The sequence below is a fragment of the Thiolinea disciformis DSM 14473 genome, assembly GCF_000371925.1.
GTDB lineage: Bacteria > Pseudomonadota > Gammaproteobacteria > Thiotrichales > Thiotrichaceae > Thiolinea > Thiolinea disciformis.
This window is the reverse complement of the sequence record NZ_AQVE01000010.1, coordinates 1-26,692: the sequence shown is the minus strand read 5'-3', so window position 1 is coordinate 26,692 and position 26,692 is coordinate 1. Positions and strand designations below refer to the sequence as shown.

Sequence of the window (26,692 nt, the reverse complement as noted above, 5' to 3'; positions counted from 1 at the left end):
TTAAACTCCTTTACTTTTGTAGTATTCGTAGGCAGCTTTTTTATCAACTGATTGCAGCTCACCATTGCTACCTACGATGTACCACTCATTGTAGGTGTTGTTGCTGCGGTTATCTTTGCGACCAAACGCCACAATGTCACCGGCCATGCACTCAATAACAACATCGCCCGCATCGCCAGCCTTTCCCATGTAAGTTCCGACAAAATCATATTTGGCTTTTGTGCCATCAAACGTGATAACAGCGCCCCAAGGCTTGCCATAGCGACGCTCGTTATAAGCTGGGAAAGAGTCAGATACAGTTACTTTAGTTGCAGTCATTTTCTTAGCTCCATTGATAATAATTTTTAGAGCCACTGAAAAGGTAACATGGTAGCAATCGCCTGTTTGGTGGACAGATTTTGCTAACTGATGAGCCATTTTGAAGATAGTTGACTTGTTCATTTTTGTTACCTCTAAATATTAGTGGTCTGGTTTCAGGCTTGCGCTTTTCGCTACCTGATGAGATTAATATTATACCCGTTTTGGGTATATGTAAAGAAAATAATAAACAAATTTAGAAGTTAAACTTCGGCAACTTCCCCACCACCGCCGCCCGACCTTCCGGCGACAAATGCGCATAACGCTCTGTGGTCTTCACTGAACTATGGTTGAGTAAATCCCCAACTTGCAACAATGGCACACCGTCCTGCACCAACCAACTGGCGACCGTGTGCCGTGTGGTATGCACCCGCACACCCTGCACCCCTAACGCTTTATTAGTAATCGGAATACCCGCCCGCACACACGCGCGCCGAAACTGTGGATAGATCGTGCGAATGTGCCCCGCTTTGGGTGACGGAAATAGCCATTGGTTATTGCTCAGCGCCAAACACCGCTGCACCGCCGCCACCACACCTTGCGTCATGGGTATACTGTGCGGCTTATCGCTTTTTGAAGTTGATAGCCGAATCACTTGCTGCACTAAATCCACATCCGTGCGCTGCAATTTCAGAATTTCCGACATGCGCATTCCCGTGCCTAAGGCAATACACAGCCAATTATATAATGTTGGTTTTTGATGATGCGCGAATTTGCGCTGATTGAATCGCGCTGCCTCCAACAAAGCCAACGCTTGATCCTGCGTAATAAAAATCGGGTCAGGCTCAAAAACCTTCAGCTTTTGCCGCGTCAAATAGTTTTTAATCGCAAACTGCTGATCAATCGCCACATTCGCCGCTGCTGATAAAATGCCGATCTCAATATTGACAGTAGCAGGGCTAACTTGCTGCGACCGCTCCTTAATAAACTGCTTAAAGCTGCGTGGGTGGCGTACATCGCCCAACTCTTCCCACAACATCCCCGAAAAATACGCTAACAACAGCCGCCGTGCGGACAAATACCCACCCCGCTTTGACGATTGACCCCGCTCAAAATGATACAAATCCAACACATCCGCCACGCTGGGCTTATCACGCCTAGCAGGTGGCTGCTTAGCCGCAAATCGCTCCAACGCAATCGCGTGTTGTGTGGTGTCCAGCGATTCACGCTGCAATTTATTGTTTTGATCATAATAGCGACACCACCAAATAGCACCCCGCAAATACAGCCCTTCCTTGCGCTGCTTAGCCATTACTCGCTATTAACCTCCCGCGCCAAACTTAAGCCAAACTGCTCCAGCTTTTCCATGCTGAGCGCCAATAATCCCGTGACCCGACCCATACCAATGCGCTTTTCGCAATTTTCACGCAAAATAATCCCGCATGAGTTCATTTGTTCCTTAAATGTTTTTGCCTGACGAATTGGTAACGCTTCCAGCCGCTGCTTTAAATGATTCGAATGGCGAATATGCTCCATCATCTGCGTATGCCGAATCATTAAAACCCGCGCTGGCTGCCCTTGATGAATGATCTCATCGACTGAAAACGGAAACGGATAGCGCCGCGCATCAATCTCACTGAATATAATCTCCGCAATCCATACCCAGGGCTGGCGACTCGCTTCCGTTTCCTTCAGAAAACTATTCATCTCTCGAATCAAATCCTGTAAAAACTCGCCCTGTGTGGTTTGGATTGCTGCAAACTCACACAAATACGCCCACGCCAAATAAATCGCCGCAAAGTTCTTCACAATCCGCCGCGCATTCGCATCGCCTTCCCGCGTCATGGCTTGGCTCATCAAATACTTGACGCACCGTTCTAGGCTTTCTTCAACGTCACTGCGCTTTAACTTGGCCAAAAACTCCAACCATTCTTTAAGCGGAAACACCGGCAAATCGCCGGAAATTGGCACGCCCTGCAAATGCGCTTTAATCGACGTGCGTGTCAACTTGCCAATCAGTGAGTTCATATCCACTTCTTCGCCACCTAAAAGCACGGGTGCAGACGAAAGATAGGTCGTTTTGCCGCGCAAGGCTTGGCGGTAGTTATACGCCTCCTGCAAGCGATCATTGCCCGACTTAATTGCCTCTGGTGAATTGGTCCCAATCTCCTCCCACATCACCGGATGACCCGTGTAGCTCACGCTGTGCTGCGTGCGATACGACGTTTTGAGCATATCCGCACCAAAAATCTGCATCTGTAGCGTTCTGGCCAGCGCATCCATCAACGTGGATTTCCCCGACCCCTTTTCCGCTTCCATTTGCATATGCGGCCACCATCCCAGAAACACCTTTAAATGTGCACCTAATGCCCACACCACCGGCAGCGCCGCCGCATTTTGCTTAAACGTCGCTTGGTACGCCTGAATAATCGTGGCTGCATTCTCACGAGTTCCCGCATTAAAAATCAGCGCATGGTAGGGACACTGCACTTCTGCATCCTGAAAATAGCAATCCGGGCCATTATTAATCACCGGCTTACCTGCCTTATAAGCCAAGCCGACAAAATTCACCGCCAATTGCTCCGACTCATCCAATGTTTTTGAATAAATCGCCGTCAAGCGCATAAATTCCGCCGGTTTGTAAATATAGCCAAACTTCGCCCAGGTCTGCGGATTCGCAAATTGTTCGCTAGTCATGGTCATGCGTGTGAGGCTACGCCCTTGGTGTGCGGTTTGGCATGACACCTTAAACATGGTATCCGGCTGCCCATCCGGTGCATTCAACACCGTCGCCTGCCAGCTTTGAATCTTCATCCGGTCAACCTTAGCCACGCGAAACGCCGCCAAATCCACATATTCCGGCTGTTTGATTTCGCCATCATCCCCGCGCTCAAACTTGTCCAGATAGCGCGTAAAATCCGACTCTACCCGATAACGCCAATACCGCTGCCAATCATGCTCCGGCAAATAAAAGCGTGGCTTCCCTAAATTCTCTTTGCTCCAAAGCCCAGGGATAGCGTTATGCTCAACACTCGACAAACGCGCTTTGCAGCCCTGCACCCCTTCCTTTTTCAGAATGTCATTTATGTCCGTGCCTAATTCCCACTCCGACGTATCCACGATCTGGCACGGAATCCCCGCATGACTCAGCCGGTCATACAACAACCACGCCGCCGTTGCACCAGGTCGAATCCCAGCCAACTTGTGCCCTTTTTCGAAGGGAGCATCATGGTCTGGGCAAATCAGCACCTGCTTACCCTCGAATAGCGACTCAGACAAATTCGCCGCATTCGCCGTGCCACGTAATGCCAGCGCACTGACACCCTTTTTGACACAACTCAAAATACTCAACGCATTAATGGGTGACTCTGTAATATAAACCGTGTGCGCCTTGCGAAAATCTGCCCAACCCACCACCCACGGCGCATCGTTCTTTTCGCCTTGCGAATTAGTTTTGATTCCGCCATTCAGCTCCGGTGCTTGGTAACGTGTATCCACCCCAATCACCCGATTGCTTAACCGATCCCGCACCACAAACGCCACACCCTTGCCACCATGCCCCACTTCGCCCTCCGGCTTAGTTTGGCTGGTGTAGCTATTCCAGCCAATCGCTTTGGCATTCCAAGCCTGTTGTATAACCGGCTCAACAATGCCACGACTCACCAGATACGCGGTCGCGTCCGCCAAACCTTGCGGCTTTAATACTTGATCCGCGATATATTCAATGCGTGACTTTTCCACTGGTGCAGCTGGCGGCATATCCTTTTGCACCCCATACCACCCTGCTAAGGTATCGACCGCATCCAAAAACGGCAGCCCTTTGGTATATTTCACCAGCTCAATTGCATCGCCCGCATCATTCGTGCTGTGATCCTTCCACGCCAGCTCCCCATCTCTGGCTTTGAAAATAGACAGCGACGGTGTTTTATCAGGATGCGCCGGTGAGTGATAAAGCCGATTTTCCCCAGCTTGCCCCTTGCCCTGTTGTAACCCCAATTTGTTGGCCACATCGTGCAAATCCGATGCAGCTTTTTTTACGGCTGTTATATAGGCTGTTATATAGTTGTCCGTAGCCACTGCCTGCCCCTTTTATTAATGTATGGTGTTATTGCCAATCTGATGTATCTGCCAGCGACTCATAAAATCCGCCAGCGTTGACTGCAAGGCCCCCACCAACACCGGCAGGTCCTCATTACTCGCCACTAGCATCTCCACTGGCTCCGTGCCGCGTGTCAAAATCAGTGTGATGTGATAATCCGCGTAAAGCTTATCCACCACCGCCTGCACCTGTTGCAGCGTATCCTGATCAATCATCCGTTAGCTCCTTTAATTCCCTTGTCGTTATTAACCATTCCGCCCCAAACTCCTGTTGTAGTGCCAACACAAACGGGTCTTTAAACAATGCCGCTTTGGCTGGCTTGCGCTCCTTCATCCGTTGCCAGACCTTGCCCTTTAGTTCCGGCGTCAGCGTTTTTAGCGCAATAAAATCCTCAGATGCTGGCGCATCCACTTCATCAACTATTCGCCACCACCAGCGGTATGATTCGGGCTTACGCAATTCGCGCAGATTTAACTGCTCAACAAATCGCTTTGCCTCCGCCATCGGGCCATCAATCACCCGCTCCATCGGCGCCGCACCCGCTTTTTCCCCAACCACACTAAACGCCATGCTATGGCTCAAACATATCGATAGTTTTGCCACAACGTGCATTGCGTACACGGTTTGCGCGGTGATGCGGTTCGTCATACTGCAAATGACACCGACCGCACAAGACCCGCAAATTGCTGGGATCATTGTTGGTTGGATCGTGATCTAGGTGTGCCACCGTTAGCACAATAATGATTAATTTGTTTGGATAGTCACACCACTGTTCTAGGTGTTGCTTTGCTGCTATCGCGCTTTTATAGCTTTCTGTATATTCCAATTGATCATAAAAGCGGTTCCCCTTAATAAGCTGATAACGCCCCAAGCCTTCATCCCAAAAAGCTAGTCCATACTGTGGCATCCCACACCCTTGGCACTCCCAACCGGCCTTTGCTTTTAAATCAGTGCTTAATTGCTTCCAATTCGCCGGATAAAGCGGTTTTAAGTCTTTTCGGATTGGCATAGCCTACTTCCTAGTCAACTTGCATAAATTGCCGCATGGAATGACATACACAACTCCAGCGACGATAACACCGTGGTTTCTGGGCTTGCCCAGACCTACTACCGAAATAACTCCTTCCATACCCTGCAATGGCATAGATTTGTTCTTGTAATTAATCCGAACGGGCTGCCCAATTTTTGGATTTGCTAACATATTATCTTCCAATAGTTTGGGCAGGACGTGTGCCCTGCCCGTGATTGCTTACGCAATGATGTAAAGCGGCTTGCCCTTTGAGTAGTTAGGATCAAGCTGTACCAGCCCTTGCGCTTCCAAAGCGTGGCAGCCTAACTTGATGAGCTTTTTGAGACTATCTGAACTGGTAGGTAGACCGACCGCTTTCAACTCTTCTTTGAGCGAACCGAAACCTAGTGTTGTAACGCGACCAGATTGAATCGCAGATTTAATAGCAGCCGCAGCTATTTGGATCTGATCCTCGGTCAACTTGCCCATTTCCGCCTCACGCTCGGCTTGAGCACGTGCTTCAGCTTCCGCCGCTTCCCGTGCCAAGCGTTCGGCTTCCGCTTGAGCACGTGCCTTAGCTTCGGCTTGCTCCCTTGCTAAACGTGCCACTTCTGCCCGTTCGCGCATCTCAGCCGCAATGCGATCCCGCTCAGCTTTTGCTTGCGCTTCCGCTTTGGCACGCGCTTCCGCTTTGGCACGCGCTTCCGCTTTGGCTTTTTCCTGTGCCACTCGTGCAGCTTCTGCGTGTGCCCGCGCTTCCGCTTCCCGCTTGGCTTGTTCTGCTTTTAGTTGTTCCGCCAACTTGACCGACTCCGCTTCCCGCTTGGCTTGTTCGGCTTTTAATTGCTCCGCCAACTTGACCGAATCCGCTTCCAGCTTAGCTTTTTGAGCTTTCATCGCTTCAATTTCTGCCATTGCTTTGGCTAATTTTTCATCGTTCTCTGAGACTTGTCCGCCTACCTGACCGGACACTTGACCTACTTTTCGGTCAGGTTCAGCCACTTGACCGGTCAAGTTGTTTTCCGGCAGGGGGGCAGAACGGTCAAGTGGGGTAGCTTGACCGATAATACGCAGAATGCTGTCCTTATCTGCTGCTTTATCGAGAACCGGATCATCAGGGTAGGGGATACCAGCCCGTTGTAATTCCCTACCGAATGTAGATAGAGCAGCGTTGTTGCTCAAGGCATTCGCCATTTTATGGCTGAGCTGATCCCTAGATTGTTGCGCTTTATCTAGCTCGACAGCTAGGTGCTGTAATACACCTTCGGGTGGAGTAGACAGGGCAGGGGAGACTGATCGGGTCAGGTTGGGTGCAAACGCACTGACTGCACCGGACAACCCTCTGAAGGTCAGGTCAGGTTGTTGCGCCGATTCGGTCAGGTTCGATTTTGCACGGTCAGGTTGTTGCGCCGATTCGGTCAGGTCATCGTAGTCTTTACCCGTCAGATCGGCATACTGTCCGCGCAACGCCACTAACTGATTATCAATAGCCTCAATACTGCGCAAGGTGCGGTTATACATTGAGCTAAAATAACCATGGCAGATTTCAAAGATGATGCTAATGATCCCCATGATGATGGTAATCGCTGTGCCAATCCCTACGCCGGTCAACTCCTTCACGGAACGAATCGTCGGGTTATAATGCTTTTCTTCAATTTGGTTTAGTTGCGCATTGTGCATCGCTTGCGCTGAAGTCAGGTCAGTGGAATGCTTGGTGGCACTTTCTTTCTGCAATTGCTGGACCGCCGCAATTTTCCCTTCTAACGACTCCACCCGCTGGCGCTGCGTGGCACAGGTCTTCACACACGTGCGCTCCAACTCCATAGCTTTCGCCAGTTCGCCGCGTAGATTAATGAGTCGGTCCGCATAAGGATCAGCATAGCCTTGGCTTAGTGCGGCTGTCGGGGATTGCTGTAATGTGGCTTGATACTGTTGGCTGGATTCAGCACCGGCTCTCGCTTTCGTATCCTGTTGACCGCTGGACTGAAATATTTCTGCGGTCAACCCCATGATAATCACCACACCCACCATGATGAGTGCGCCGCCATGAATCCCACGGTATACATAAAAATTGTGCTTAAACTTGGCCAGTGCAAAAGCCGAACCGCAGGCAATGCCCAGATATAACCCAAACCCAAGAAAGCTACCGAACAAGCTATCGGCTAGGGTTTTTAAATTCATCACATCGCCAACATAGAGCGACAATGTAAATGCGAGGTACAGAAGTAGCGTGACCCAGCGAAACACATTCAAGCCAGTCAGAATGTCAATCAAGTGCGCCTGCAGATGGTGACGCTTTTTTTCTAACTGCTGAATCTGCCCTTTTAAAATGTATTGATTAGTCATATTAGCCCCCTTGCACCAACGTAGCGGCACAAAGCACGGCACCCACGCACGCCAAACTGCCTAAGATCGGGTGTGAAAAACTGAAATGCCATACAACATACGCTAAAGCGCACGCCACAGCGGTGAGTGGTGCATCTTGTTGTGCAACATGCAACCAAAGGAGGGGATTGATAGCGTCCAGTCGGGTAATCGGTGACACTATGCTATAAAACGCTGCGCTGGCGGCAAGCAATGCAATAGTGACACTGTAGACTCTGCGCCATTCAACTTGACCTGACTCTAGGGAGTCGTTACGATGATTTTGGTTATCCATTTAATTCATACCTTTATGGTTTAGCCACCTGAGCCACTGCTTCAACAGTGGCTTTTCGTTTTTGGGCTAATGTAATAAGCCCAAGCTGTAGCAAATAATTCAGCTTCTCATTGGTGCTTTGCCCTGTTTGTGCGGCCTCTTTCTTAATGACTCGCATGACTCGCGAGTCAATCCGTGCCGTAAACTGCACCGTTTCAACCGCAGCCATGTTGCGCCCGCACTAATTCAATCGGCTGCCCAGTCAGTTGGGCCACTTGAGCAAAAAACGAATCTCTGAATCTTGCCTCTAAATCAGGATGCTTCTTTTGCGCTTGTGGTGGCTGCTGCGCGATTGGCTGCGCCGATAACGCACTAATATCCAATGCACCGACCTTGGCGGCTTTGACCAAGGCACTGGCAAAGCGTAGCGGGGTAGTGCGTATCGAACCGTCTTGCATGGCTTTGCCCAGCAACTGGCAAACATGCTGTGCATCGGTAGGGCAAAGGGTTTTAAGGCTACGTTGTAGTGTGGCTGTGGTTTCATCGTCCAATCCCTCGGGCAAATTGATTTCCTGAGCAGGTCGACTCACGCGAGTCGGCTCCACCATCGGCACGGAATAAGTGAACTCATACTCAGCGTGTGGAACTTGCTGGAATAATCCAGCATCCACCACACCTTGAACTGCTTTCTTGGCGTGGTCTTTGCGCAATCCCATGAGCTTGGCGAGTCGGTTAAACGTCAACGCATCACTCACTTTGTTAAAACCAAGGGTCTGGCGTAATAGCGCCAAAAAGGCACGGTGTTCGGATTTACTCAAATCAGTGGCTAGCGCTTTGTCGAGTAGAGTGATTAGGCTCATACATTGTCCTCTTCAGTCTGCTGCTGTTGCTCATCGCAGTCAGGACAAATGTAACCATCTTCATTGCATAGCTTTAGAGCTAATTTGAGTGTAAATAGCGCTTCTTTTTTTGTTTCGCTAGATCGCCTAAGATGAGTTTTACCACATAAATCACACTGTAAAATTATGATTACGCTCATGCCGCCACCTCCTGCATCGCTTTCACTTTGGCAATTGCTGCGTTTTCATCGCGCTCATTCAGAGAGAAAAACGAGGTGTAAAAGGTGCGTTTACCAACGGGGTGTACCTGCACGCCATCCCAAATTTTCAACGAATCGCGATACATGATCGGCTGGGCATACAAATCAATACCGTTTTCGTTTTGTAGGCGAGCAAGGATGTTTTCCATATCATTGGTGACTGACTTGCCGCCGGTGTCTAGGTCAACAATGCACAGCACACCTTCCAAGTGATAAAAAACGAAGTTGGAACCACCAAATAATTCTGGCTCTACATCTTTCTTATTTTTAATAGTCATTCTGCATATCGGCCCCAAACCGACCTCCATTGAAAGCGGATCACTTAGTTTTTTGCCACAGCAAAGGCAGCGGTAATGAATTTTTAATGCCATCACGCCACCTCCAAAATCGCTGAATCCACCTCATCCTTATCCGGTTCCACATAAATCGCTGTGGTCGCAATGCTTTTGTGTCCCAACACCGCGCGCACAATGCCCAGCGGGTTGTTACTGGTGCTGCTAGCAATAATCCGTTTTGCTAAGGTGTGGCGTAACCAATGCGGGGTAATTTCCTCGGCACATGCCAACCCGGCTAATCGTGCCCATTTGCGCATGGCAATTTGCAAGGCACGCGGGGTAAGAGGCTGCAATTTGTCGCGCTTTCCTTTGATACTTACCAACAGGGGGGCATCAAAATCGCTATTGTCGCAGCCCATTTGCGCACGGATTTTCAGCAAATCGCGCAGCGCATCTTCAGTATTCCGGTGCAGTGCGTTTTCGCTTTTTACATGGCGTTTATTGATCTCCGCACGGATCACAAACCGCTTGGATGCTAGTGCTCTGCGTGCATCGCCGACCGTGAGCTTGGTTAAGGGCGATACCCGAATACCGGTATAAACCGCCAATTCCATCCAAGCCGCATCGCGCTGCGCATCCAAAGCTTTATGCTTTTTGATGGTCGCCAACAAGCTGCGCTGTTCGCTAGGAGTAAGGTATTTATTAAACATGCGTCGCCTCCAGTGCCTGTTTTGCTACTTCAATTTGTTGCTTAAGCTTTTCCACGTAATTTTTATGCGCGTCTTGCAACAGGCAGCGCAATAAATCCCGTTCGCCCGCTTCCCAAGCCTGTTGTGGCAGGAAAATGGTTGAGGTGGAGTAGTGTTTGTGACCCACATAAATCGACACATAAGCGTTTGGATCATGCAGCAACGCCAGCGCATCTTCCGCGCTTTGCAGCATGAATCGAAGGTCCATGAGGTTTTTTTGATTCATGTTTATGCTTCCAAGTGCTGTGCGATTTGGTTGGGTGCTGCCCAACGCAATAACTGTGCAATGCTGCGTGTGGTAGGACTGGACGGGGAGGGCAGGAAGTTGGAGCGATTGCCATCCCAATAAGTGCGGTGACGGGGTGTCAGCAGGGGACGACGTTTAAGGTCAGAAGTGTAATAAGTGCCATCACGTTGTAATGATTTCATTGTGTTTTCCCAATTGAGTTTGTTGTCGGAAAACACAGGCAAAGTAAGCCCGATTTGATATAATCTGGTCGGGCAGAGTGCTCGTTCAAAGTGTCTCTGCCTGTGCCGTTGTCGAAGTTAGTGCTTCGACTCGGAAGAGGGGATTAGGTAGTTGGTAGCTCCTAATCCCTTCGTCTTTTATGCCGCCAATTTTTCTTTTGATTGGCTTTCTTGCATCTTCTCTACTATCAAATCTCTGAGTACATCCACAGGTTTTACCATCTTATCGGGTGTACTGCGTCTGATTGCCTCAGCATTTAAAAAATGAAGTTGCTCACGAGTACAACGAAAGCTCACTCGTTCATCTTTCATACAAATTCCTTTCGTGTTTTAATGTCTGTCTGTCAACTTTTAAACATCGTAATACCATTTTGGGTATTTGTAAATCTTAAATTGAATATTTTAAGAAAAAACTTAATACCGAATCGCATATCGGAAATTTGCAAAGCAAAAAATTTGAACGTCAAAGAGCTGGCTGTTGAAGTAGGCATGGCTTATTCGACGTTTCACAACTATGCGAGTGGGCGATCAGAACCAAAATTAGATTTTTTTGCGTGCATGTATGACTACGACATCAACTTAGATTGGCTCATTACCGGAGAAGGGCAGATGTTTCGGGGGCAATCGGGGACTAATCAGACCGTAGTTACTTACGGTAAAGGATCAACGGTCGTGTCCACTGGCGTTAACCACGGCCATATCGTCGCAGAGGGCAAGAATACCTACGTAGAGAGCAGGGACGGCAGGGCGGCGGTGATCTGTGATTTTGTGCGCGCTTTTGCATCTGAGCATGGTGCGGACGATGTGGTGTGGTTGGAAAAGCAACTAGAGCGGGCTGTGCCAGAGTTTCGCGATTGGAAGGAGGGGAAGTGAAATTTAATCTCGAATCAACTACGGAAGATTTCACAAAAATTCGTGCTTGGACAAAAACGCGCTTGGGCATTGCGTTGAGCAAAAAAGACGATACCTGTTTGTACGTGAACTTCAAAGAAGTACCACCTTTGTTAGCTGAATCAGCCGCCTTAGGAGTCGTGATGAATATCAGTCGACTCTCTGATCATGGTGTTTCGATTACGTTAATGGCAATTCCATTAATTGGTGTTCCTCAAGTTGAGTTTGATGCTCACTATATTGATAGTGTGGTGTTTGTCCCCATGGCAAATATCAGTTCAATAAGTTCTGTTGGCCTTGTAACTCGGAAGGGCTAAGTCAACACACACTGTGTGTAGTGTTTACTACTGTGTAAGGTATATATATGTATGTTACCAAGTTTAGGTAAGCGATTTACCCAAGTTTGGGGGAAAAGCTAACCAAGTTTTGGTCAATCCCACCCAAGAATGGGAATCCTCACCACACCAAAAACTGATTCATCAACTCTTGAAAAGGGCTTCTTATGCGGATTTTTGTGACGTTATTCACGGCAGGTGTGCTGGTATCTTTAACGGCTTGTGAGGGGAGAAAATCCACCAGCTACAGCGATGAACCCGCACCCACCGCAGCACCTGCCGATCCTGCACCCTCTGAAAATACCCAACCGCTTGCCGTACCCTCTGATCCAAACGCCAGTTTTTATGTCTTGGATAAAGCCAAAAAAGGTGAAGATAGCGTGATCATCACCAAGCGTGTGGGCATTAGTGGAATCAGCTATTCATCCAGATTGTATGATTGCGCTGCTGGAACCTTCAAATATCTAGGAACGGGCGAAACCCGCGCCGCGATGGAACAATCCCAACCTGATCCAAACATGACTGCCCTTACCGCCGGTTCAATCGCTTATTACGTTGGTTTGGAAGCGTGCAAATAACACACAAAGGAATAGCCAAATTACCTTCAACACCCGCCGCAATGCCTAACCTATTGACAGATTGGCGGAAAATCAGCGCTTCGTCTGAATAAAACACATAAAATAAAAGGTGCTAGCAGCAACTAGCACCTTTTTTGCGAGGGACTATGGTTCACACCACATTGACAATTCAAGAACAAATGCTATGCGAACGCATCCGTGATATTCGCATAAGCAAAGGTTATGGGCAAGATGATTGGGCAGCGCTACTCGGCGAAACCCCACGTCACATCCGCGCCATGGAACGCCTAGAAATAACCGTCACCAGCCACATGCTGCAACGGCTCATCGAGCTTTTCGACTACTCCGGCCACTACCTACTCACCGGCGAAGGCCAGTGGAATAGGGCAGACTAGACGTTTGCTACTTTTGCACCAATGGCACCAAGATCTGGGGCAGATTCGTAAGCTGATCAGCAGGCACTTCCAGCGTTAGCTTATAATCCTTATAAGTTCCAACCGGCATATTCGTCGTATCGACCCGAAAATTCTGCGAATCAAACTCCAAATCATACTCCACGCTCAACTTCCCCGACACCGGCAAGCGCGTCAACCGATGGTAACCATTATCCCCGATTAATAAATCGCCATTATCCATCACCGCTATACCCCACGGATTCTTTCTATCCAGTGGATTAAGCGAACTAGCAGCCCCTTGCGACTGCAACACCCATTTAAAGCTATAAGAATCTAAACTTAGACCCAGAATATGATGAGTATTATAAACCGCAATAACTAAGGTATTACTTTTCTTATCAGCGTAAACTCCATAGGGATTCATCACTAAATTTAAGAGCGAATATTCAGTAGGGGCAGTAATTACACTTAATAACGTTAACGTCGCTGCATCCAAAACCCCAATCTGTTGCCCGCTATAACTGGATACATAAATCTTATCCTCAGTTTGATGTAAATACGAAGGGTTTTGAACTCTAGCATCAGCTAGACGCAAGATATTATGTCCCTTAAATAGCGTGCGAATAAATGCGCCCGTCTGCCCATTATACAAACTCACGTGCCCATAGTTTCCGCTGGTTGAAATATCATTACCGGAGTAACTAGCCACCAGAATATTACCGTCCTTGGTCCAAATAGCGCTGTAAGGGTGATATAAACAGTTAGTATTAACATAACCTGCGGTGTTCCACGTGCCAATATCGAATAAACGGGTTAATCCATCTGCACTAAAAACCCGCACTACATGGTGCAAATCCATACACACCAGCCCACGGCCATCGGCCGCAAAATCAACCGCATTCAAGTAACCTTCATAGCCATTGCTAGTAGCTGTAATCGTAGTGATGGATTGATTAATCCCCCATTGTCCTTGTTTATTAAGTTGCTCATCGTATATAAAAATCCAACCGCCGCCAGCAACATAATACCGACCATTTTTTTTCAAAATTCCGCGATGGTAGGATGATGCTCCATCTATCGGACTTCCTGTCATCCTAATTCGCTGTTGCGCCGCGCCCACGCTTTCCGCATTCGGCAGCGTCAATACCCACGACTTTGCACTATTCGCCAATATCGTGTTTTGCGCTTCGGTGATTTCTGCCTGCATATCCTGCACCCGCTCTAATTCAATACAGCAAGGGGAGGATAATGGTTCGCGGTCTGGATTGGCTTCACGCCAGTCAATATGCCGTTTTAATCCAGCCATAAAGGATTGAGTATGATTGAGCGGTTGCATAGGTTTTCCTTATTTTTTCATTTTAATAATGCTGATGTTGCTGGTTTGCGTCGTGCCACCCGCCACGGGCGAATAAACCTTTAACCAAACATTGCGTGCGCCAGTATAGTTAGACGGGATCTGAAAATAATCGGATACTCGATAATATTTGCGTGCGGTGCCCACTGCACCGCTACCGTAACTTTCTGGTATTGTTTCACCATAGATGTAAACACGCGCTAATAGTTCTGTATCAACATACATGCGCACCTCGATAGTCGGAAACGTTGTCGTATAATCCCCCCCGCTAAACGTTTGAGTATAAGGCCTCAGTCCTTCAATTCGGAAAAAACACAGCATATTTTCGCCGCCGTCAAACGTAGCATTATTAATAGCGACCTCTCCGACGCCAAAACTTCCCACGGAATTATTTGTGCCGCCATACAGCGTACTAATGCCGTTTTTAATGAGAGCGGTGTCGATAATAGCCGTCGTGGCCACTAATTCGGTGACTTCGACTTTGCCCTTAAAATACGCGTCACCATTGGCATTAATGCGCAACACATCCTGATCTAACGTATTTTTCAGATGGATAAAATTCTGTACGCCGGTTGCATCCAAATTAAACAACGCCCGCCCGGTAGCGTTCTGCAAGCGTCCTGTCGTGAGCATGCCCATCGCTGCACTAATCGCCGATAAATTGGCAACTGATATTTTTCCCGCAGTGACCGCATTGGCCATAATATTGTCAGCCCCAATCGCATTAGCCGCAATCTTGTCACTACTAATAGCACCCGCTTGGATCATCGCCGCCGTTATTGCATTAACTTCAATCGGCCCCGCTGTCACCGCCTTCCATATGCCAGACACCAGCTTATAAAGCTTGCCGCCAAATGACACAGTTGTGTAGCCGTTATAACCCACTGGATTAGGCAATGCTGCTACGACAGGAATAGGATCAAGCCCGCCTACAATATCAAACGGATTGAACTTGCCTGCTGTGGCCGTGAGCTGGGCTGAATACGTGAGACTATCTGCCCCCCAAAAGTCATATCCCGCCACGCGCAAGTATTGTGTGGTTTGCGTGCTGGCAGGGATCCCAATCACTGCGTCCGTGCCGTCATAAACCTGCGTCGTACTATTTGGTGTAAAGCCCGAAGTAGGGGACATAAACACCAGCACGCCCGCCGCATCCGGTTGATTCGCGGGCCAATCGTATTCGACCATAATCATGCCCTGAAAGCCGGTGGCAGTAACATTCGCCAGCGCCCCGACTTGCGGGTTGCTGACTTGCACCTGCGTATACGTAGCCGATTCATTGCCAGCCGCATCAATCGACCAAAGCCGAAACGTCAATTGGCGCCACGGTCCACCATCATCCGTCGCCATCAAGTAGCTGTAATCGTAACTATTTGTCGCCAAATCAACCGTGCGCCGCAAAGTGAGGGTACTCGTGTTATAAATACGCAGCCGGTATTTACTAATGCCACTCACCAAATTCCAAGCAATCCGACAAATCGACCCCGTAAATGCGGCTTGCAAACCCAAACCCGAAGGAGGAGGGGAGACATTACCGCCGCTGCCCACTGTGTAATTGAGTGTGTACCACGCACCGCGCAGTGTTTTAATCGCCGCGACACGAAACACCAACGCCTGCGGTTTGGAGTTATAAAGCGTTTGAGTCGCAGCACCGGTATAAATGCGCGTCCAGCTTGATCCGCCATTGCTCGACACTTCCAAGGCATACGAACTAGCTTCAGCCACTGCCGACCAGCTTACGGTCAACTTATAATCGGTGTTATCCACCAGCTCCGCCACGCGCAACCACGTAATATTAAGCGCTGCGGACGGATCGACCACTGATCCGCCACCGCCAGTGTTACTGTTGGCAGGGGCATTACCAGCCGGTGTATAAGCGCTAGCATCTTCAACGATAAAGGTTATTTTGACGTAATCATCAGCCTCCGGCTCAATCGACCGCACCCGACAATAAACCAAATCACTATTCGCAGCGCCCAGCATGTAATACGTCGGCTCAGCGCTACCGCCTGCGGTCACACCCGCCGGTAAACTAGCCACCGTCACACTGGAACCTGAACCAGAAAAATCATACGTTCCCGTGCCCAAGGGCTTGCCATCCCGACCGCGCAACATGATTTTGCCGCTAGAAAGGCTAGTAGGATTCGATAAAGTAAGCGTATTGCCCGCCACTGCCAACACGCTGCCCCATTCCCCCCAATCAATCCCATCCGGGCAAACTGCAATCAAATCATTAATAACCGGTATGCGCCCTTCCATGCCCGTCACTAAATAACCCGACTCGCGCCGCGCTTCCGCCCGCGCTAAATACGTGATCTCTTCCCAAGCATGTTGCCTGCCAGTGATTCCAGTGAGCTGAACCGTTTCAGGATTGACGGGTGTCGTTACACCGGGGCGTGGAATGGTCACGGTATCCGCTTGCCACGTATCGGGCCGAATAAACTGCCCCACAATCCCATCCGGCTCACCGGCCTGTGGCAAGGTAATATCCAGCCGAAAATCCCGAATATTATCCGCAGTAAACATCTGCACTGGTGCGGTGCGCGGATCGTCACGGGTGATGCGCCAATATCCCAAATGATTGAATAACGCACACCGACCGGCACGCGCTGCAATCTGCATCGCATCCAATAACTTCGTGCCACTTTGATCAAAGCGATAATCAAAATAATGTGTCAGGGTGTTTAACTTGTCGTGCATCGCCTGCAATTCAGACAATAGCAGCGTGTTTTCCGCTTGCCGCCCTGCGGACTGGTTTAAATAGAGATCAGCCAATGCCCACACAATCGACCGTGACGGTTTTAAGGCACTCCACGTGGTTGCCCATTCGCTTAAATGACGTGTGGCCACAATATTGAGTTGCTGCGTGGATTGTTGGCTTAACAGCTCATTAGCCCGCAAGCGCACCGCTACCACCGTCACATCCCCATAGTTAGGGTGTGTTTGACCATAGCCGCGCAAGCCACCCCAGGTACACTTATCCCTAACTTTGCTATCAGTAGATGGTGTAGCAGTGACACGGGTACGTACTTCGTAGCGTGCACTGGTGACATTGATTTTGATCGTGTCGCGGATCGTGTCCACGGTTTTATAAGTATAAGTTTTGCTGGATACCACCGCCCACGCCGTCAATGCCGTATTCGCGTCATTAACTTGACGCGCTTGCACCTCCACCGTCACCGATTGGTTTTGCATAGCGCCCGCATTGTCAAATCGCACCAGCCCCGTGAAGGCAAAATCAACACCCAACTGCGTCACCTTGGTCGCCGGTGGATTAGCATAAGCGGATGCGGAAAACGAGTTGGTCAGTTCAGTGCCCGACAATGTTGCCGAATACACCACAGCAGGGAGTAAAGTAATGGCTTGCCCCGGATAAGCCACTTGATACTGCACCACCGAAGCGCCCAAGCTCGTAAAATCCATATCTCCGAATTTCCACGACTCCGGCACAATCTTGCCCACGCCCAGACAGCACAGCATGTGGTAATACTGCTCGCTGCCTTCATACTCATACCACGGCTGCACAATCATATCCGGCCAAATAATGTGCCGTCCGTAGTGCATCGGGATCGGCTGCCCCAAGCGCGGTGTATTGGATTGCCCGCGCAAACTATACGTCGGGCTAGGCTCAGGCACTTTGGCTGGATCAGGTGGCTGGGGTAGGGGCAATAGCTGATTAACTAGCATACTACCCGCCATCACAATGCCCATTTTGACCACGCTGGCCATCATGCCCGTGAGTGACATTGCACCCACAGCCCACGCTGCAAAACTCAACACTGCTAACATGAGCAATACCCGCATTGGATTCGACCCACCGCCGCCACCGCGTGGACGCACCACAAACAGCACCACATCTTGCGCTTGTAAGGCTTTATCCCAATCCGCCCGCAACACCGGCTCACGATTGACCACACAGATAACCATGGCATCGTGTAACTCAGTATGTGCTTCAAAAAAAGCACGCGGTGTATCGCCCACCTGTACCGGATAACAGGTGGCATCGTTTATATCGCGCAGTGGATTGGTATTAACAAAGATATTAGGCATACGTTAAACACTCGCGCACGGTCCAGCCACTGAGCTGTAAACTGACCCAGTCATCAAGCTGGATCGTGCCGTTTTGGGGTGCATGCAACACACCGCCCTGATTCGCAGCACACCACACCCCAATATGATGCAGCTCACCCATGCGACCCGTCGGACGCATTAACACCGCATCCCCTTCTTGCAATTGATCTATGCCCACTCTGCGCCAGACCTTAATTCGGTGTTCAATTAAGGCTAATGCCTTTTCTTGTTCCGATCCCGTCACAAACGGTGTCGAACGTCCAAACTGCGTGCGCTGAATAGTGCTGAACCAATAGTAACAATCCTGCTCAGGTGTCCAACGCTTACCCAAATACTGTTCTGACCAGTGCATCATGAGCGCAGCCCCGGAAAGCGTTCCAGCGTGTAATACGCGCGATGTAAAGGCAGATTGACGATATTAGTAGGCTCACAGGTTAGCGTAATGAACTCACCCCCTGTCGGGATACTAATACTCGACACCGGCAACGGTATTTGCATGTATTCGCCCAACACGTTTACCCCAGCCACTTGCCGATACTGGCGATACTGTACTGTGGCCGGTGTGCTAGCTTTTGCGGCTTTGCGCAATTCTTCCCGCAGCGCTTTATTCAAATTATTAATTTTGACTAAGAGTTGCGGCAGTGTACCTGCTTCTACTGTGGGCAGTTCCAAATCAAAGTAAAATGGTTGAAACGTTAATCCATCTGCTGCTAATGGCTCAAATGAATTACAAACCCGCAAGGGCGCTGAAAATGCCGCATGTGCCACTTCCAAGGTATCAATGAGCACGGTATCATTCGGCGCACTAGCCGCCGCCTCTGCCCACGCTTGATCAAACGTTGCCACACGTCACCCCCTCAAATTTCACATCCCACCAATAGTCTTGCCGTGTGGCTTCCCATGGCTTGGAAAATTTAAAATAGTTTTGATTGCTCACCAGTGCTAACCAAGGCGCACTAATAGCCGGTAGTCCCGACTGGCAAAGCACTTGCCACCAGTTTAAAAAAGCTTGAAATTCCGTCGGATCAATCCGCACATTGCCGCTGATTTTCTCAAGTTGTCCAGCCGCGCGTGGAATCAAGCGTGATCGCTTACTGCTGAATTGTTGCTGCTGGAAGGTATAAATAGGTGTCAAACTGAAGCCGTCACGATCCGGGCAACGACGAAACGGCCAAGCGGCTGAAAGCGTCCCCGTGACGGGTGTTGTGGCATGTGCTTCCACGTCCAAACTCGCCATAAAATCGTTTCCGGCCGCACGCACATTGCCCACTTTCGCCAGCCGATATTGCCAGCCGGTGCTAATGCCAGATGACGCTAGCCACGCGCTATTATCCCAAGCGCCGATCTGACTAGGGAGTGAGCTGAGTTGTGCTTTATTAACCCGCACACTGCACGACACATCCGCCCACAAATTCGCACCAATCACCCGCCCATTCGGATAATGTTCCCCATCCACCAAAATGAGCTCACGCGGCTTGAACGTGACTTGGCTTTTCTTAGTTGGCAAGGCCATTAGCGTTTTCCTTGAAACACAGTAGCCAATCCCGCGCCGCGCCGTGCCTCATTGATCTGGGCATCAGTCACTTGACGCACTAATAGTTTTAGATTGACGTTGCCCGCTTCATCGCGCTCGCTTTGTTGCGTGACTTCCACCCCTTTGGCCGTATTTTCGATATGGATATTAACCACGGGTGCAGCACGGGCATCGGATGCAGCTTGATTGGCAGCCGGTTGCATCAGCAATTGCGGGGTAAAACTAATATTGATCGGTGGAGTAGGGGCATTCAGCATCTGCACACCCAAATCCCCATTCCCCATCCGCACCAGCGGCATAATCGCTTCAGGTCCCGCTTCACCCATGACACCCATACGATTGCCCGACATGGCAAAGGAGGTTGCCCGCGATACCACGCCGCCGGTGGCAAAAAATTGCGTGCCATTTTGAAAGGCGCCGCCGCTAGCGAATAAATTGCTTAACAGATTACTTAGAAAACCCTCACTACTGTTTCCGCCCATCCCGACCGTATTACTGACGCCATTTCCCATGCTATTAAACATTTGCTGCATGGATTGCGTGGTAAGCATAGATTCAACAATTTTGTCGAGTAGCGAATCTAAAATGCTATTGCCGGTGTGCAGCATGTCTTGCAGTGCGCCAGTCACACCATCCTTAAACACCCCGCCCAAATCCTCAGCCAGCTTACGCGAGTGCGCCAGTTTCTCGTTTTGCTGGGTATAAAGCTCGATCTCTTGCGTTAAACCTTGGCTATATTGTTCACGCGATAAACTCAATCGCCGATAGGCTTCATCGGTCATGGTGAGCTGTTCATGCTGTTGCTTCAGCTCGTTTAAGCGTTTGCCACCTTCCAAATCGGCTTTGCGCTGTGACAGGTCGCCCGTATCCTTAGGATTGAAACCCGCTTGTTGATAATCCAATGCTGCGTTAGCGCGTGCGCCCACGGCGTTGAGTCGCGCCGCTTCATCCCGTAACTTGTTCTGTTCCGCCAGCAAACTATTCGCATAATGCAGCCCCGACGCTTCACGCACCTGTGCTGCATTCAATCCCGCCGCCTGTTGCGCCGCAGCAAACTGTTCCTCTGCGTTCTGTTTCAGCGCTTTATTCTGCTCAAGAAGCTCTTTTTTGACCGTAGCAAAGGCCACTTGCTGCTTTTTGGCCACCAACACTTGCACATCGGCCCGATTGACACCCACTTCATCCGCTAACTGTTGCCCATATTGTTGGATCGGATTCAGATTGACCGCCGCCAATTCCTGCGCCAGCTTTTTGTGTTCGCTAGTGAGTGTGTAGTTGTAATGCAGCGCCTTTGCTTGCTCTAAATAAGCCCCCGTTAAACCAGCAGCTTTTTGCGCTGCTACGAACTGTTCTTCACCGTTTTGCTTCAGCGCATCTGTTTGTTGTTCCAGCGAGAACTTAACTTTTTCAAAATCGACGCTTTGCTTTTGCGCGGCCAAACTCAGTATTTGCGTATCACTTAAACGCTTTTTGGCCAAGTCACTTTTATAGGCTGCATTCGGATCACGAATCGCGACCAGCTGCTCACGCAACTTTTGCTCTTCCGCTAAGTAGTCTGCTTGGCTTTCACGCTGCAAGATTTCTTGACTTAAATCAACGGTAAGCTGTTTTTGGGTGAGCTCATTAGCCCGCAGCACAATCCCGTGCTGTTGAGTGGCATCAATTTGCGCCTGTGCATTTAATAACAGCTTATCGGCTTCATTGCGCAAATGCTGTGTGATCAAACTATTGCGGTCATTGTCCGTCATGCGCCGACCGTCAATCTGACCCTGATACTCCGCAACCTTCACCGTTTGCTGCTTAATATCCTTAATTTGCTGGCTACGCTGTGCCACAGTAGTGAGCGGTACGACATTGGCATGAGTCGCGGCCGTGGTTTTGGTGACTGCTTGCGTGACATTCGATTGCGCACCCGAAACTAGCTTAATGCCCGCTTCAATCGCGTTGTATTTAGCACGCCAATGCTCCAAAAATGATGCGGAATCGCTACTAACTTCCTTGGGCAGGTTGTTGCGCATATTCGCCTGAATAGTGCGATCATCTTTAGATTGTGTGAAAGGTTTTGCACCGCTCGCATCTTCATAAATGCGCTTTAAGCCGTAACTGCCTTGCTGATGCGCCAAATAAGTATTGGCCCCATTAATCTGCAAGCCATACTTTTTCAGCGCCGCCGTATTGTCTTGCAACAAACGCACATAAGCGCGGGTATTGGCTTCAATATCCAGCTCTTGCCCCGCAATGCCATACTGGGCTGCGGTAGGAGGAGTGAACTGGTAAGCACCTTTAGCGCCTTTAGGACCACGATTCGCCGACGCATTAAAGCGTGATTCAATCCACGCTACCGTGCGCATTTGTGTGGCATCAACACCCGATTCGGCCGCAATGCGATTAATGACTGCCAATGACTCCGCATGCTTCTTACTTTGCGCCCGCATATCCGCCAGCATCTTACCCTGCACGCTGACTTGTTTGACCGCTGCCTGTTCCGTTTGCTGTGTGTGGGTAGCAGTCAACCCCTGTATTTCACGGAAATAATCGCCGACACTTTGGCGTGCAGTGGTCCAAACTTGGCTTAAGGCTTTTTTGGTGTTTTCAGCGGATAGCACCACACTTTGAGCCGCGTCTTTGCTGGACTGGCCTTGTTCTGTGAGTAATTTAGCGCTCTCCTCAATAGAGCGTTGATAATCCAGTTGTGCCGCGATGGCCTTACGTGCTTCAGCTTCTGCTGCGCTAAAGTTCAGTGCACCAGCATCTAAGCCCGCATCCCGTAACTTGACATTAAACTCATCCACCAACCCGCCGCCCAGCGTTTTATGCTCATCCATGAGTTGCTGGCGCAAACGCAAGAAAGACGTATATTGATCCGAACCGGCTGCCAGTTTGGCTTCTTGCTCCTGCAAACCCGCCAAACGATCAGCAAAATACTTCGCAGATTGCGCATTCTGTTCAAACTCAAGGCGCTGGCGTGTTAGTTGTTCTGTCGTGCTTTTGAGGGTGTCGGCATGTTTTTTCGCCACATCCTGTGCTTTTTTTGCCGTATCCGAATAATTCAGCAGTTCTACTGCTGTACCTTTAGTAGATACTGTGTTTTTTTCGTTCGCCGCATCAATCTCTTCCTGTGTTTTGCCCAAATTGGCAAACGCCGTGCGCAACTTCTGCAAACTGTCTGACGTTTCCGCCACGATCGCTTTATTGTCTTTTTCGTTGCCGTTCCAGAACTTAGATCCCAGTTCCTCTGCCCAGCCGAATACACCGACTTTTTCCCGCGAATTAAGTTGCGCTAAGTGTTTGAGCTGCTGGTCGGCTTCCTTCTTGCGCGCTTCAGTTTGCGCGATGATTAATTCAATTTCGGCGCGAATTTCTTTCTGACGGCTTTGGCTCGCGGTGCGGTATTCATTGGAAATGGTAGAGACATATTGCAGCGATTCCGCAAAGCTGTATTCAGACCCATCCGCCAACTCGACCGAATGCCGCGCTTCATCATGAGCGGTTTTCAGGTAGTACAAACTACCGGCCGCAATCATTGCAACCCCAAGCGGACCACCTAACAAGGCCAGTGTGCCAGATAAAGCACGGCTGGCCAGCGAGGTCGACACCAGCCCAGCACGTTGCGCCGCCAAGGCTTCGGTGTGTGCATTGGCCGCCATCATCGCTTGTATCTTGGCCGGTGTCAGTTGCCTAGTACTAATCACCGCTGCATTAATCGCAGTCGAGGAGGCCATTAATGCTTCAATTTCAGTTACAATCGCATTACGATGCGCCAACTCAGCCTGAGCCGCTGCCACCGCTGAATTGAGTTTGAGATTATTGGATTGCGCTGCGTGTAAATTAGCAGTGATTTGCGCACGCACCGCTGCCACATAACCAATCACCGCCGACAAGCCCGAACCTGCCAAATACGTACCCAGCATCGCTGCTGGCACAGCCACGTATTCTAAATTTTGCCCCAGCCCTGCAATCGTTTTGGCGAGTGTTTCACTCACATGATTGGCTTGATCAAACTCACCAATCGTTGTTAAGACATTATTCCGCAACACCGTAAACGATTGGCTAATCGTCATCGGCATTTTTTCAAATTTGGTCGTCAGCTCATCGTTTTGTTCAATGAGCGCCGCAATCACCACATTGCTAGTGAGCTTGCCTTGTTCGGCAAGCATGCGCAGTTGACCAGTATCTTTGCCCAATGCCGTAGCTAAGGCATCTGCAATACCTCGCCCATTTTCCATGATCGAATTAAATTCATCGCCGCGCAGAACACCTGAGCCAAGAGCCTGAGTGAGTTGCAGAATGGATGCGGCTGAACCTTGTGCAGTAGCGCCACCAACCACTAAACCCTTATTCACCGAATCCACGGCTTTCAGGATTTCAGCTTGTGAGCGTCCCGCTTTTTGCATTGCGGGTTCGATACCCGCATAAAGATTAACTGTTGCAGATAAAGACTGGCGATTAGTGTTCGCCATTTGATCCAGTCGCGTTTGAACGCTCAGCATCTCGCTACTGGAGTCAGTGACTAATTTGAGGCGCGATTGCAGATTCGTGTATTCGTCCGTCAAACCCGCTAGCTGCGTGGCACCTTGCGCAATAGACCCAATGCCCAGCAGGGCAAGGGTACTATTTCGCACTTGGTTAATGGATTGAGCTAGCGCATCAGCTTGCTGACGCGCCACCCCCAAGCCATTGTCAGTGTCGGTGCTAATTCGCAGCCGCAACCGCATGTCACTCATGACTGCCCCTTATTATTTTTTGTTAGCGGCCAACTGCTTAGCTTGTGCCTCGATCACACCGGATGCAATGTGGCACAGGTCTTGCCAAAGCGCGCGCCGCTCCGTCGGGTCAGGCTCGACCAGCTCCAAGTAAGGAGCAATAGCGCCCAAATCGAGCCCCAATAAAGCCCCGTTGCTCGCCAGCCGCCACTGTTGACAGACCTCGGCAAATACACACCAACATGCCCAATTTTCCGGCCAGATTTCAAAGGTGCTCGCATCACTGCCATCTGATGCACCCCAACCCTCGCCCAATGACACACCCAATTTCGCAGCTTCAGCCTGCGCAAGGTTGTGATCATGATCATGGTCTAAACTACCGCTGATCCATTGGTATCCGGCTGCATGAAGTTTCCCGCTTTATCAATAGCGATATTCCGCACCCCCGCAAAAAAACCACTAAGTAACTCTGCCCGATAACGCGGACTATCTAGCATCAACGGTTTAGCCTCAGCAAAGGGCAGGGGTTTACCCTGATCATCTATTTGCTTTTCAGTATTCACCAAATACCTAGTAAGCGTCGCAATATCCAACGCTTCCGCCGCTGCATCCGCATTCGGTGTATTCGGCTGAGCAAGCGCTGAATACGCTTCGATCAGTTGCTTGCGTTCTGCATTGCTTGGGCGTTCGAACACAGCGATAAATGCATCCGACTCATCAAAACCCCGCACCTCAATCGGTGCTTTAAACTCTGCTTTTTCTGCACGTAAAGCCATATTTCACCCTGTTTAATACTTAAATTAGTTACTTGAATAATAACGACATACCAGACAAGAAACGGACATCCACTTCCATGCCCAAATTGCCATTGCTTAAACGCACTTGCTTGGGCTTAGTGGCTTGCGACTGGGTGACGGTCAAGTTGATGATTTTCCCCGCAGTCTTGCCATATGCCAACACAAAGGGAATACGAGTCATGGCACGCGGATCAGCTACCACCCACGGATTAAACTCCGCCGCTGCGGTCCAATCTGGCATAGTAAATTGCAACTTGCCGACAGGGGTCACGGGTGTTCCCATCGTGCTACCACCGTTACAAAGATCATATTCCCGCTTCATGTCGAAGCCGCTTAGGTTATCTACAATGAGGGAATAGGCGCATAATGGTTTGCCGTTCAGCGTGTAGGTCGTGAGCGTTTCTTTTAACAGCTGGTCAGATAGATTGGTTTTCTGCGTACCGTAAGCCGGTGCAATCGCTGGCACTTCCGCTGGCATATTGAACGAACCCATCATATTGGTGATTTTGAATACCGCACGCTTACCCGATACGATTTCTAATCCCAATTGACCGCGACACCCACCCGCAACATATTCCAGATGCGTTGTAGCATTTTTTTCTTGCCGCAAACGCATGGTCAAACTATCTAAGGTAGACGCATTCCCGGGTGTGTAAGTCACGCCGGTTGTGGCCACAATTTCATTAAAACCGCACCCGCGCAGAATAGGGGAGAGTGCACCTTTTGTACCCACTGCACCGGATACGGTCACAGGGCAATCAAAGCCAAATTTCCAATGAAGATTAGAACCTTGCTCCATGATGTCGCGCACATCAGCGCCGATGCTGTCGAATTGCAATAGTTCAGCGTCATAGACCAAGTCTGCTGCTTGCAGATTGTTGGTCAGAATGACATTAGCCGCTGCTGCTGCAACTAAGGTATTTTCAGTGGTTTCCACCGCTGCCAAAACGACGCGGTTTACCTCAACGGATTTAATAGGCATAACTAGCTTCCTGCTTTTGGAGTCGTCGGCGCTGGCGCTGCTGGCGCTGGCGTAGGCATTGGAGCCGGTGCGACGGGTTTGCTTGGCTCGGTTTGTGGTGGAGGTGGCGCTGGCGGTTTCGTCGCGTGCACTTCTTTCAGCGTCCCATCTTCTTGTACTTCGTAGCTAGGCATAAAAGCTCCTAAGCTACTGAGGGCGAACCCTCAGTAGGGGTTTATTGTTATGGATTAAGGTTAGGATCGTTTGGGTCAGAACCGGACAAATCCGCATTCGGATCAGGCTCAGGCACTGGGTTAGGGTCAACCACCGGATCAGGGTCAAACACTGGGTCAGGCTCAGGTGCTGGATTAGGATCAACCACCGGATCAGGCTCAGGTGCTGGATTAGGATCAACCACCGGATCAGGCTCAGGTGCTGG

At 49.8% G+C, this 26,692-nt stretch carries 29 protein-coding genes and 1 pseudogene; 4 read left to right on the top strand and 26 right to left on the bottom strand.

Features of this window, described 5'->3' with window-relative positions; genetic code table 11:
* The 15 genes from A3IE_RS0109475 to A3IE_RS22850 form a co-directional block, all read right to left on the bottom strand.
* Positions 1 to 441 (bottom strand): hypothetical protein, encoded by a 441-nt coding sequence (locus A3IE_RS0109475; protein ID WP_020395378.1) that lies wholly within the window; start codon positions 439 to 441, stop codon positions 1 to 3.
* Between the two features lie 112 nt (positions 442 to 553).
* On the bottom strand, positions 554 to 1,609 hold the full coding sequence (locus tag A3IE_RS0109470) for a tyrosine-type recombinase/integrase (RefSeq protein WP_020395377.1): 1,056 nt from the start codon (positions 1,607 to 1,609) through the stop codon (positions 554 to 556).
* Positions 1,609 to 4,374 (bottom strand): toprim domain-containing protein, encoded by a 2,766-nt coding sequence (locus tag A3IE_RS0109465; RefSeq protein ID WP_020395376.1) that lies wholly within the window; start codon positions 4,372 to 4,374, stop codon positions 1,609 to 1,611. The genes A3IE_RS0109470 and A3IE_RS0109465 overlap by 1 nt, the downstream gene beginning before the upstream one ends.
* A 15-nt stretch (positions 4,375 to 4,389) precedes the next feature.
* Positions 4,390 to 4,611 carry a hypothetical protein gene (locus tag A3IE_RS0109460; RefSeq protein WP_020395375.1) on the bottom strand — a complete coding sequence of 74 codons (222 nt, stop codon included), beginning with the start codon at positions 4,609 to 4,611 and terminating at the stop codon, positions 4,390 to 4,392.
* Positions 4,604 to 4,966 (bottom strand): hypothetical protein, encoded by a 363-nt coding sequence (locus A3IE_RS0109455; protein ID WP_020395374.1) that lies wholly within the window; start codon positions 4,964 to 4,966, stop codon positions 4,604 to 4,606. Before A3IE_RS0109455 ends, A3IE_RS0109460 begins: the two co-directional genes overlap by 8 nt.
* 1 nt (position 4,967) lies before the next feature.
* The gene (locus tag A3IE_RS0109450) at positions 4,968 to 5,405 is read right to left on the bottom strand and encodes an HNH endonuclease family protein (protein ID WP_020395373.1); all 438 of its coding nucleotides are present in this window, start codon (positions 5,403 to 5,405) and stop codon (positions 4,968 to 4,970) included.
* A 240-nt stretch (positions 5,406 to 5,645) separates the two neighbouring features.
* The gene (locus tag A3IE_RS22010; protein WP_020395371.1) at positions 5,646 to 7,751 is read right to left on the bottom strand and encodes a hypothetical protein; all 2,106 of its coding nucleotides are present in this window, start codon (positions 7,749 to 7,751) and stop codon (positions 5,646 to 5,648) included.
* Between the two features lies 1 nt (position 7,752).
* A complete protein-coding gene (locus A3IE_RS0109435; protein WP_020395370.1) occupies positions 7,753 to 8,064 on the bottom strand; it encodes a hypothetical protein in 312 nt (103 codons plus the stop codon).
* 13 nt (positions 8,065 to 8,077) lie between these two features.
* Positions 8,078 to 8,272 (bottom strand): hypothetical protein, encoded by a 195-nt coding sequence (locus tag A3IE_RS0109430; protein WP_020395369.1) that lies wholly within the window; start codon positions 8,270 to 8,272, stop codon positions 8,078 to 8,080.
* Positions 8,259 to 8,903: a replication protein gene (locus A3IE_RS0109425; RefSeq protein WP_020395368.1), complete on the bottom strand. Its 645-nt coding sequence runs from the start codon at positions 8,901 to 8,903 to the stop codon at positions 8,259 to 8,261. The genes A3IE_RS0109430 and A3IE_RS0109425 overlap by 14 nt, the downstream gene beginning before the upstream one ends.
* A gap of 175 nt (positions 8,904 to 9,078) precedes the next feature.
* Positions 9,079 to 9,513: a DUF6011 domain-containing protein gene (locus tag A3IE_RS20320; RefSeq protein WP_110721425.1), complete on the bottom strand. Its 435-nt coding sequence runs from the start codon at positions 9,511 to 9,513 to the stop codon at positions 9,079 to 9,081.
* Entirely contained in the window at positions 9,513 to 10,127 is a 615-nt protein-coding gene (locus tag A3IE_RS0109410) for a tyrosine-type recombinase/integrase (protein ID WP_020395365.1), read from the bottom strand. The genes A3IE_RS20320 and A3IE_RS0109410 overlap by 1 nt, the downstream gene beginning before the upstream one ends.
* Positions 10,120 to 10,392, bottom strand: coding sequence for a hypothetical protein (locus tag A3IE_RS0109405; protein ID WP_020395364.1), 273 nt, complete (start codon positions 10,390 to 10,392; stop codon positions 10,120 to 10,122). The genes A3IE_RS0109410 and A3IE_RS0109405 overlap by 8 nt, the downstream gene beginning before the upstream one ends.
* A gap of 2 nt (positions 10,393 to 10,394) precedes the next feature.
* A complete protein-coding gene (locus A3IE_RS0109400; protein WP_020395363.1) occupies positions 10,395 to 10,595 on the bottom strand; it encodes a hypothetical protein in 201 nt (66 codons plus the stop codon).
* Positions 10,596 to 10,772: 177 nt separating this feature from the next.
* Positions 10,773 to 10,946 (bottom strand): hypothetical protein, encoded by a 174-nt coding sequence (locus A3IE_RS22850; RefSeq protein ID WP_020395362.1) that lies wholly within the window; start codon positions 10,944 to 10,946, stop codon positions 10,773 to 10,775.
* Between the two features lie 81 nt (positions 10,947 to 11,027).
* On the opposite strand from A3IE_RS22850, the gene A3IE_RS0109390 reads away from it, so the two are divergent.
* The 4 genes from A3IE_RS0109390 to A3IE_RS0109375 all read left to right on the top strand — a co-directional run bounded on the left by A3IE_RS0109390 (position 11,028) and on the right by A3IE_RS0109375 (position 12,833).
* Positions 11,028 to 11,507 carry a helix-turn-helix domain-containing protein gene (locus A3IE_RS0109390; RefSeq protein WP_157832858.1) on the top strand — a complete coding sequence of 160 codons (480 nt, stop codon included), beginning with the start codon at positions 11,028 to 11,030 and terminating at the stop codon, positions 11,505 to 11,507.
* Complete coding sequence (locus A3IE_RS0109385; RefSeq protein ID WP_020395360.1) at positions 11,504 to 11,842, top strand: hypothetical protein; 339 nt, start codon at positions 11,504 to 11,506, stop codon at positions 11,840 to 11,842. Before A3IE_RS0109390 ends, A3IE_RS0109385 begins: the two co-directional genes overlap by 4 nt.
* A 185-nt stretch (positions 11,843 to 12,027) precedes the next feature.
* Positions 12,028 to 12,438 carry a hypothetical protein gene (locus tag A3IE_RS22845; RefSeq protein WP_020395359.1) on the top strand — a complete coding sequence of 137 codons (411 nt, stop codon included), beginning with the start codon at positions 12,028 to 12,030 and terminating at the stop codon, positions 12,436 to 12,438.
* 146 nt (positions 12,439 to 12,584) lie between these two features.
* A complete protein-coding gene (locus tag A3IE_RS0109375; protein ID WP_020395358.1) occupies positions 12,585 to 12,833 on the top strand; it encodes a helix-turn-helix domain-containing protein in 249 nt (82 codons plus the stop codon).
* Between the two features lie 7 nt (positions 12,834 to 12,840).
* Here A3IE_RS0109375 and A3IE_RS0109370 read toward each other — a convergent pair whose 3' ends face one another.
* The 11 genes and pseudogenes from A3IE_RS0109370 to A3IE_RS20305 form a co-directional block, all read right to left on the bottom strand.
* On the bottom strand, positions 12,841 to 14,169 hold the full coding sequence (locus A3IE_RS0109370) for an NHL repeat-containing protein (RefSeq protein ID WP_020395357.1): 1,329 nt from the start codon (positions 14,167 to 14,169) through the stop codon (positions 12,841 to 12,843).
* Between the two features lie 9 nt (positions 14,170 to 14,178).
* Positions 14,179 to 18,237, bottom strand: coding sequence for a host specificity factor TipJ family phage tail protein (locus tag A3IE_RS0109365; protein WP_020395356.1), 4,059 nt, complete (start codon positions 18,235 to 18,237; stop codon positions 14,179 to 14,181).
* Positions 18,230 to 18,613: a hypothetical protein gene (locus A3IE_RS0109360; RefSeq protein WP_020395355.1), complete on the bottom strand. Its 384-nt coding sequence runs from the start codon at positions 18,611 to 18,613 to the stop codon at positions 18,230 to 18,232. Before A3IE_RS0109360 ends, A3IE_RS0109365 begins: the two co-directional genes overlap by 8 nt.
* Complete coding sequence (locus tag A3IE_RS0109355; protein WP_020395354.1) at positions 18,610 to 19,104, bottom strand: DUF1833 family protein; 495 nt, start codon at positions 19,102 to 19,104, stop codon at positions 18,610 to 18,612. The genes A3IE_RS0109360 and A3IE_RS0109355 overlap by 4 nt, the downstream gene beginning before the upstream one ends.
* Complete coding sequence (locus A3IE_RS0109350; protein WP_020395353.1) at positions 19,091 to 19,771, bottom strand: hypothetical protein; 681 nt, start codon at positions 19,769 to 19,771, stop codon at positions 19,091 to 19,093. The genes A3IE_RS0109355 and A3IE_RS0109350 overlap by 14 nt, the downstream gene beginning before the upstream one ends.
* Complete coding sequence (locus A3IE_RS0109345) at positions 19,771 to 24,516, bottom strand: tape measure protein (RefSeq protein ID WP_020395352.1); 4,746 nt, start codon at positions 24,514 to 24,516, stop codon at positions 19,771 to 19,773. Before A3IE_RS0109345 ends, A3IE_RS0109350 begins: the two co-directional genes overlap by 1 nt.
* Positions 24,517 to 24,528: 12 nt before the next feature.
* The gene (locus A3IE_RS20310; RefSeq protein ID WP_245539189.1) at positions 24,529 to 24,816 is read right to left on the bottom strand and encodes a DUF1799 domain-containing protein; all 288 of its coding nucleotides are present in this window, start codon (positions 24,814 to 24,816) and stop codon (positions 24,529 to 24,531) included.
* Between the two features lie 50 nt (positions 24,817 to 24,866).
* Entirely contained in the window at positions 24,867 to 25,271 is a 405-nt protein-coding gene (locus A3IE_RS0109335) for a hypothetical protein (RefSeq protein ID WP_020395350.1), read from the bottom strand.
* Positions 25,272 to 25,299: 28 nt separating this feature from the next.
* Positions 25,300 to 26,274, bottom strand: a complete 975-nt coding sequence (locus A3IE_RS0109330) for a hypothetical protein (protein WP_020395349.1) — start codon at positions 26,272 to 26,274, stop codon at positions 25,300 to 25,302.
* A gap of 2 nt (positions 26,275 to 26,276) precedes the next feature.
* Entirely contained in the window at positions 26,277 to 26,447 is a 171-nt protein-coding gene (locus tag A3IE_RS22840) for a hypothetical protein (RefSeq protein WP_020395348.1), read from the bottom strand.
* Positions 26,448 to 26,494: 47 nt separating this feature from the next.
* Positions 26,495 to 26,692: pseudogene (locus tag A3IE_RS20305) on the bottom strand (adhesin); the annotation flags it as partial.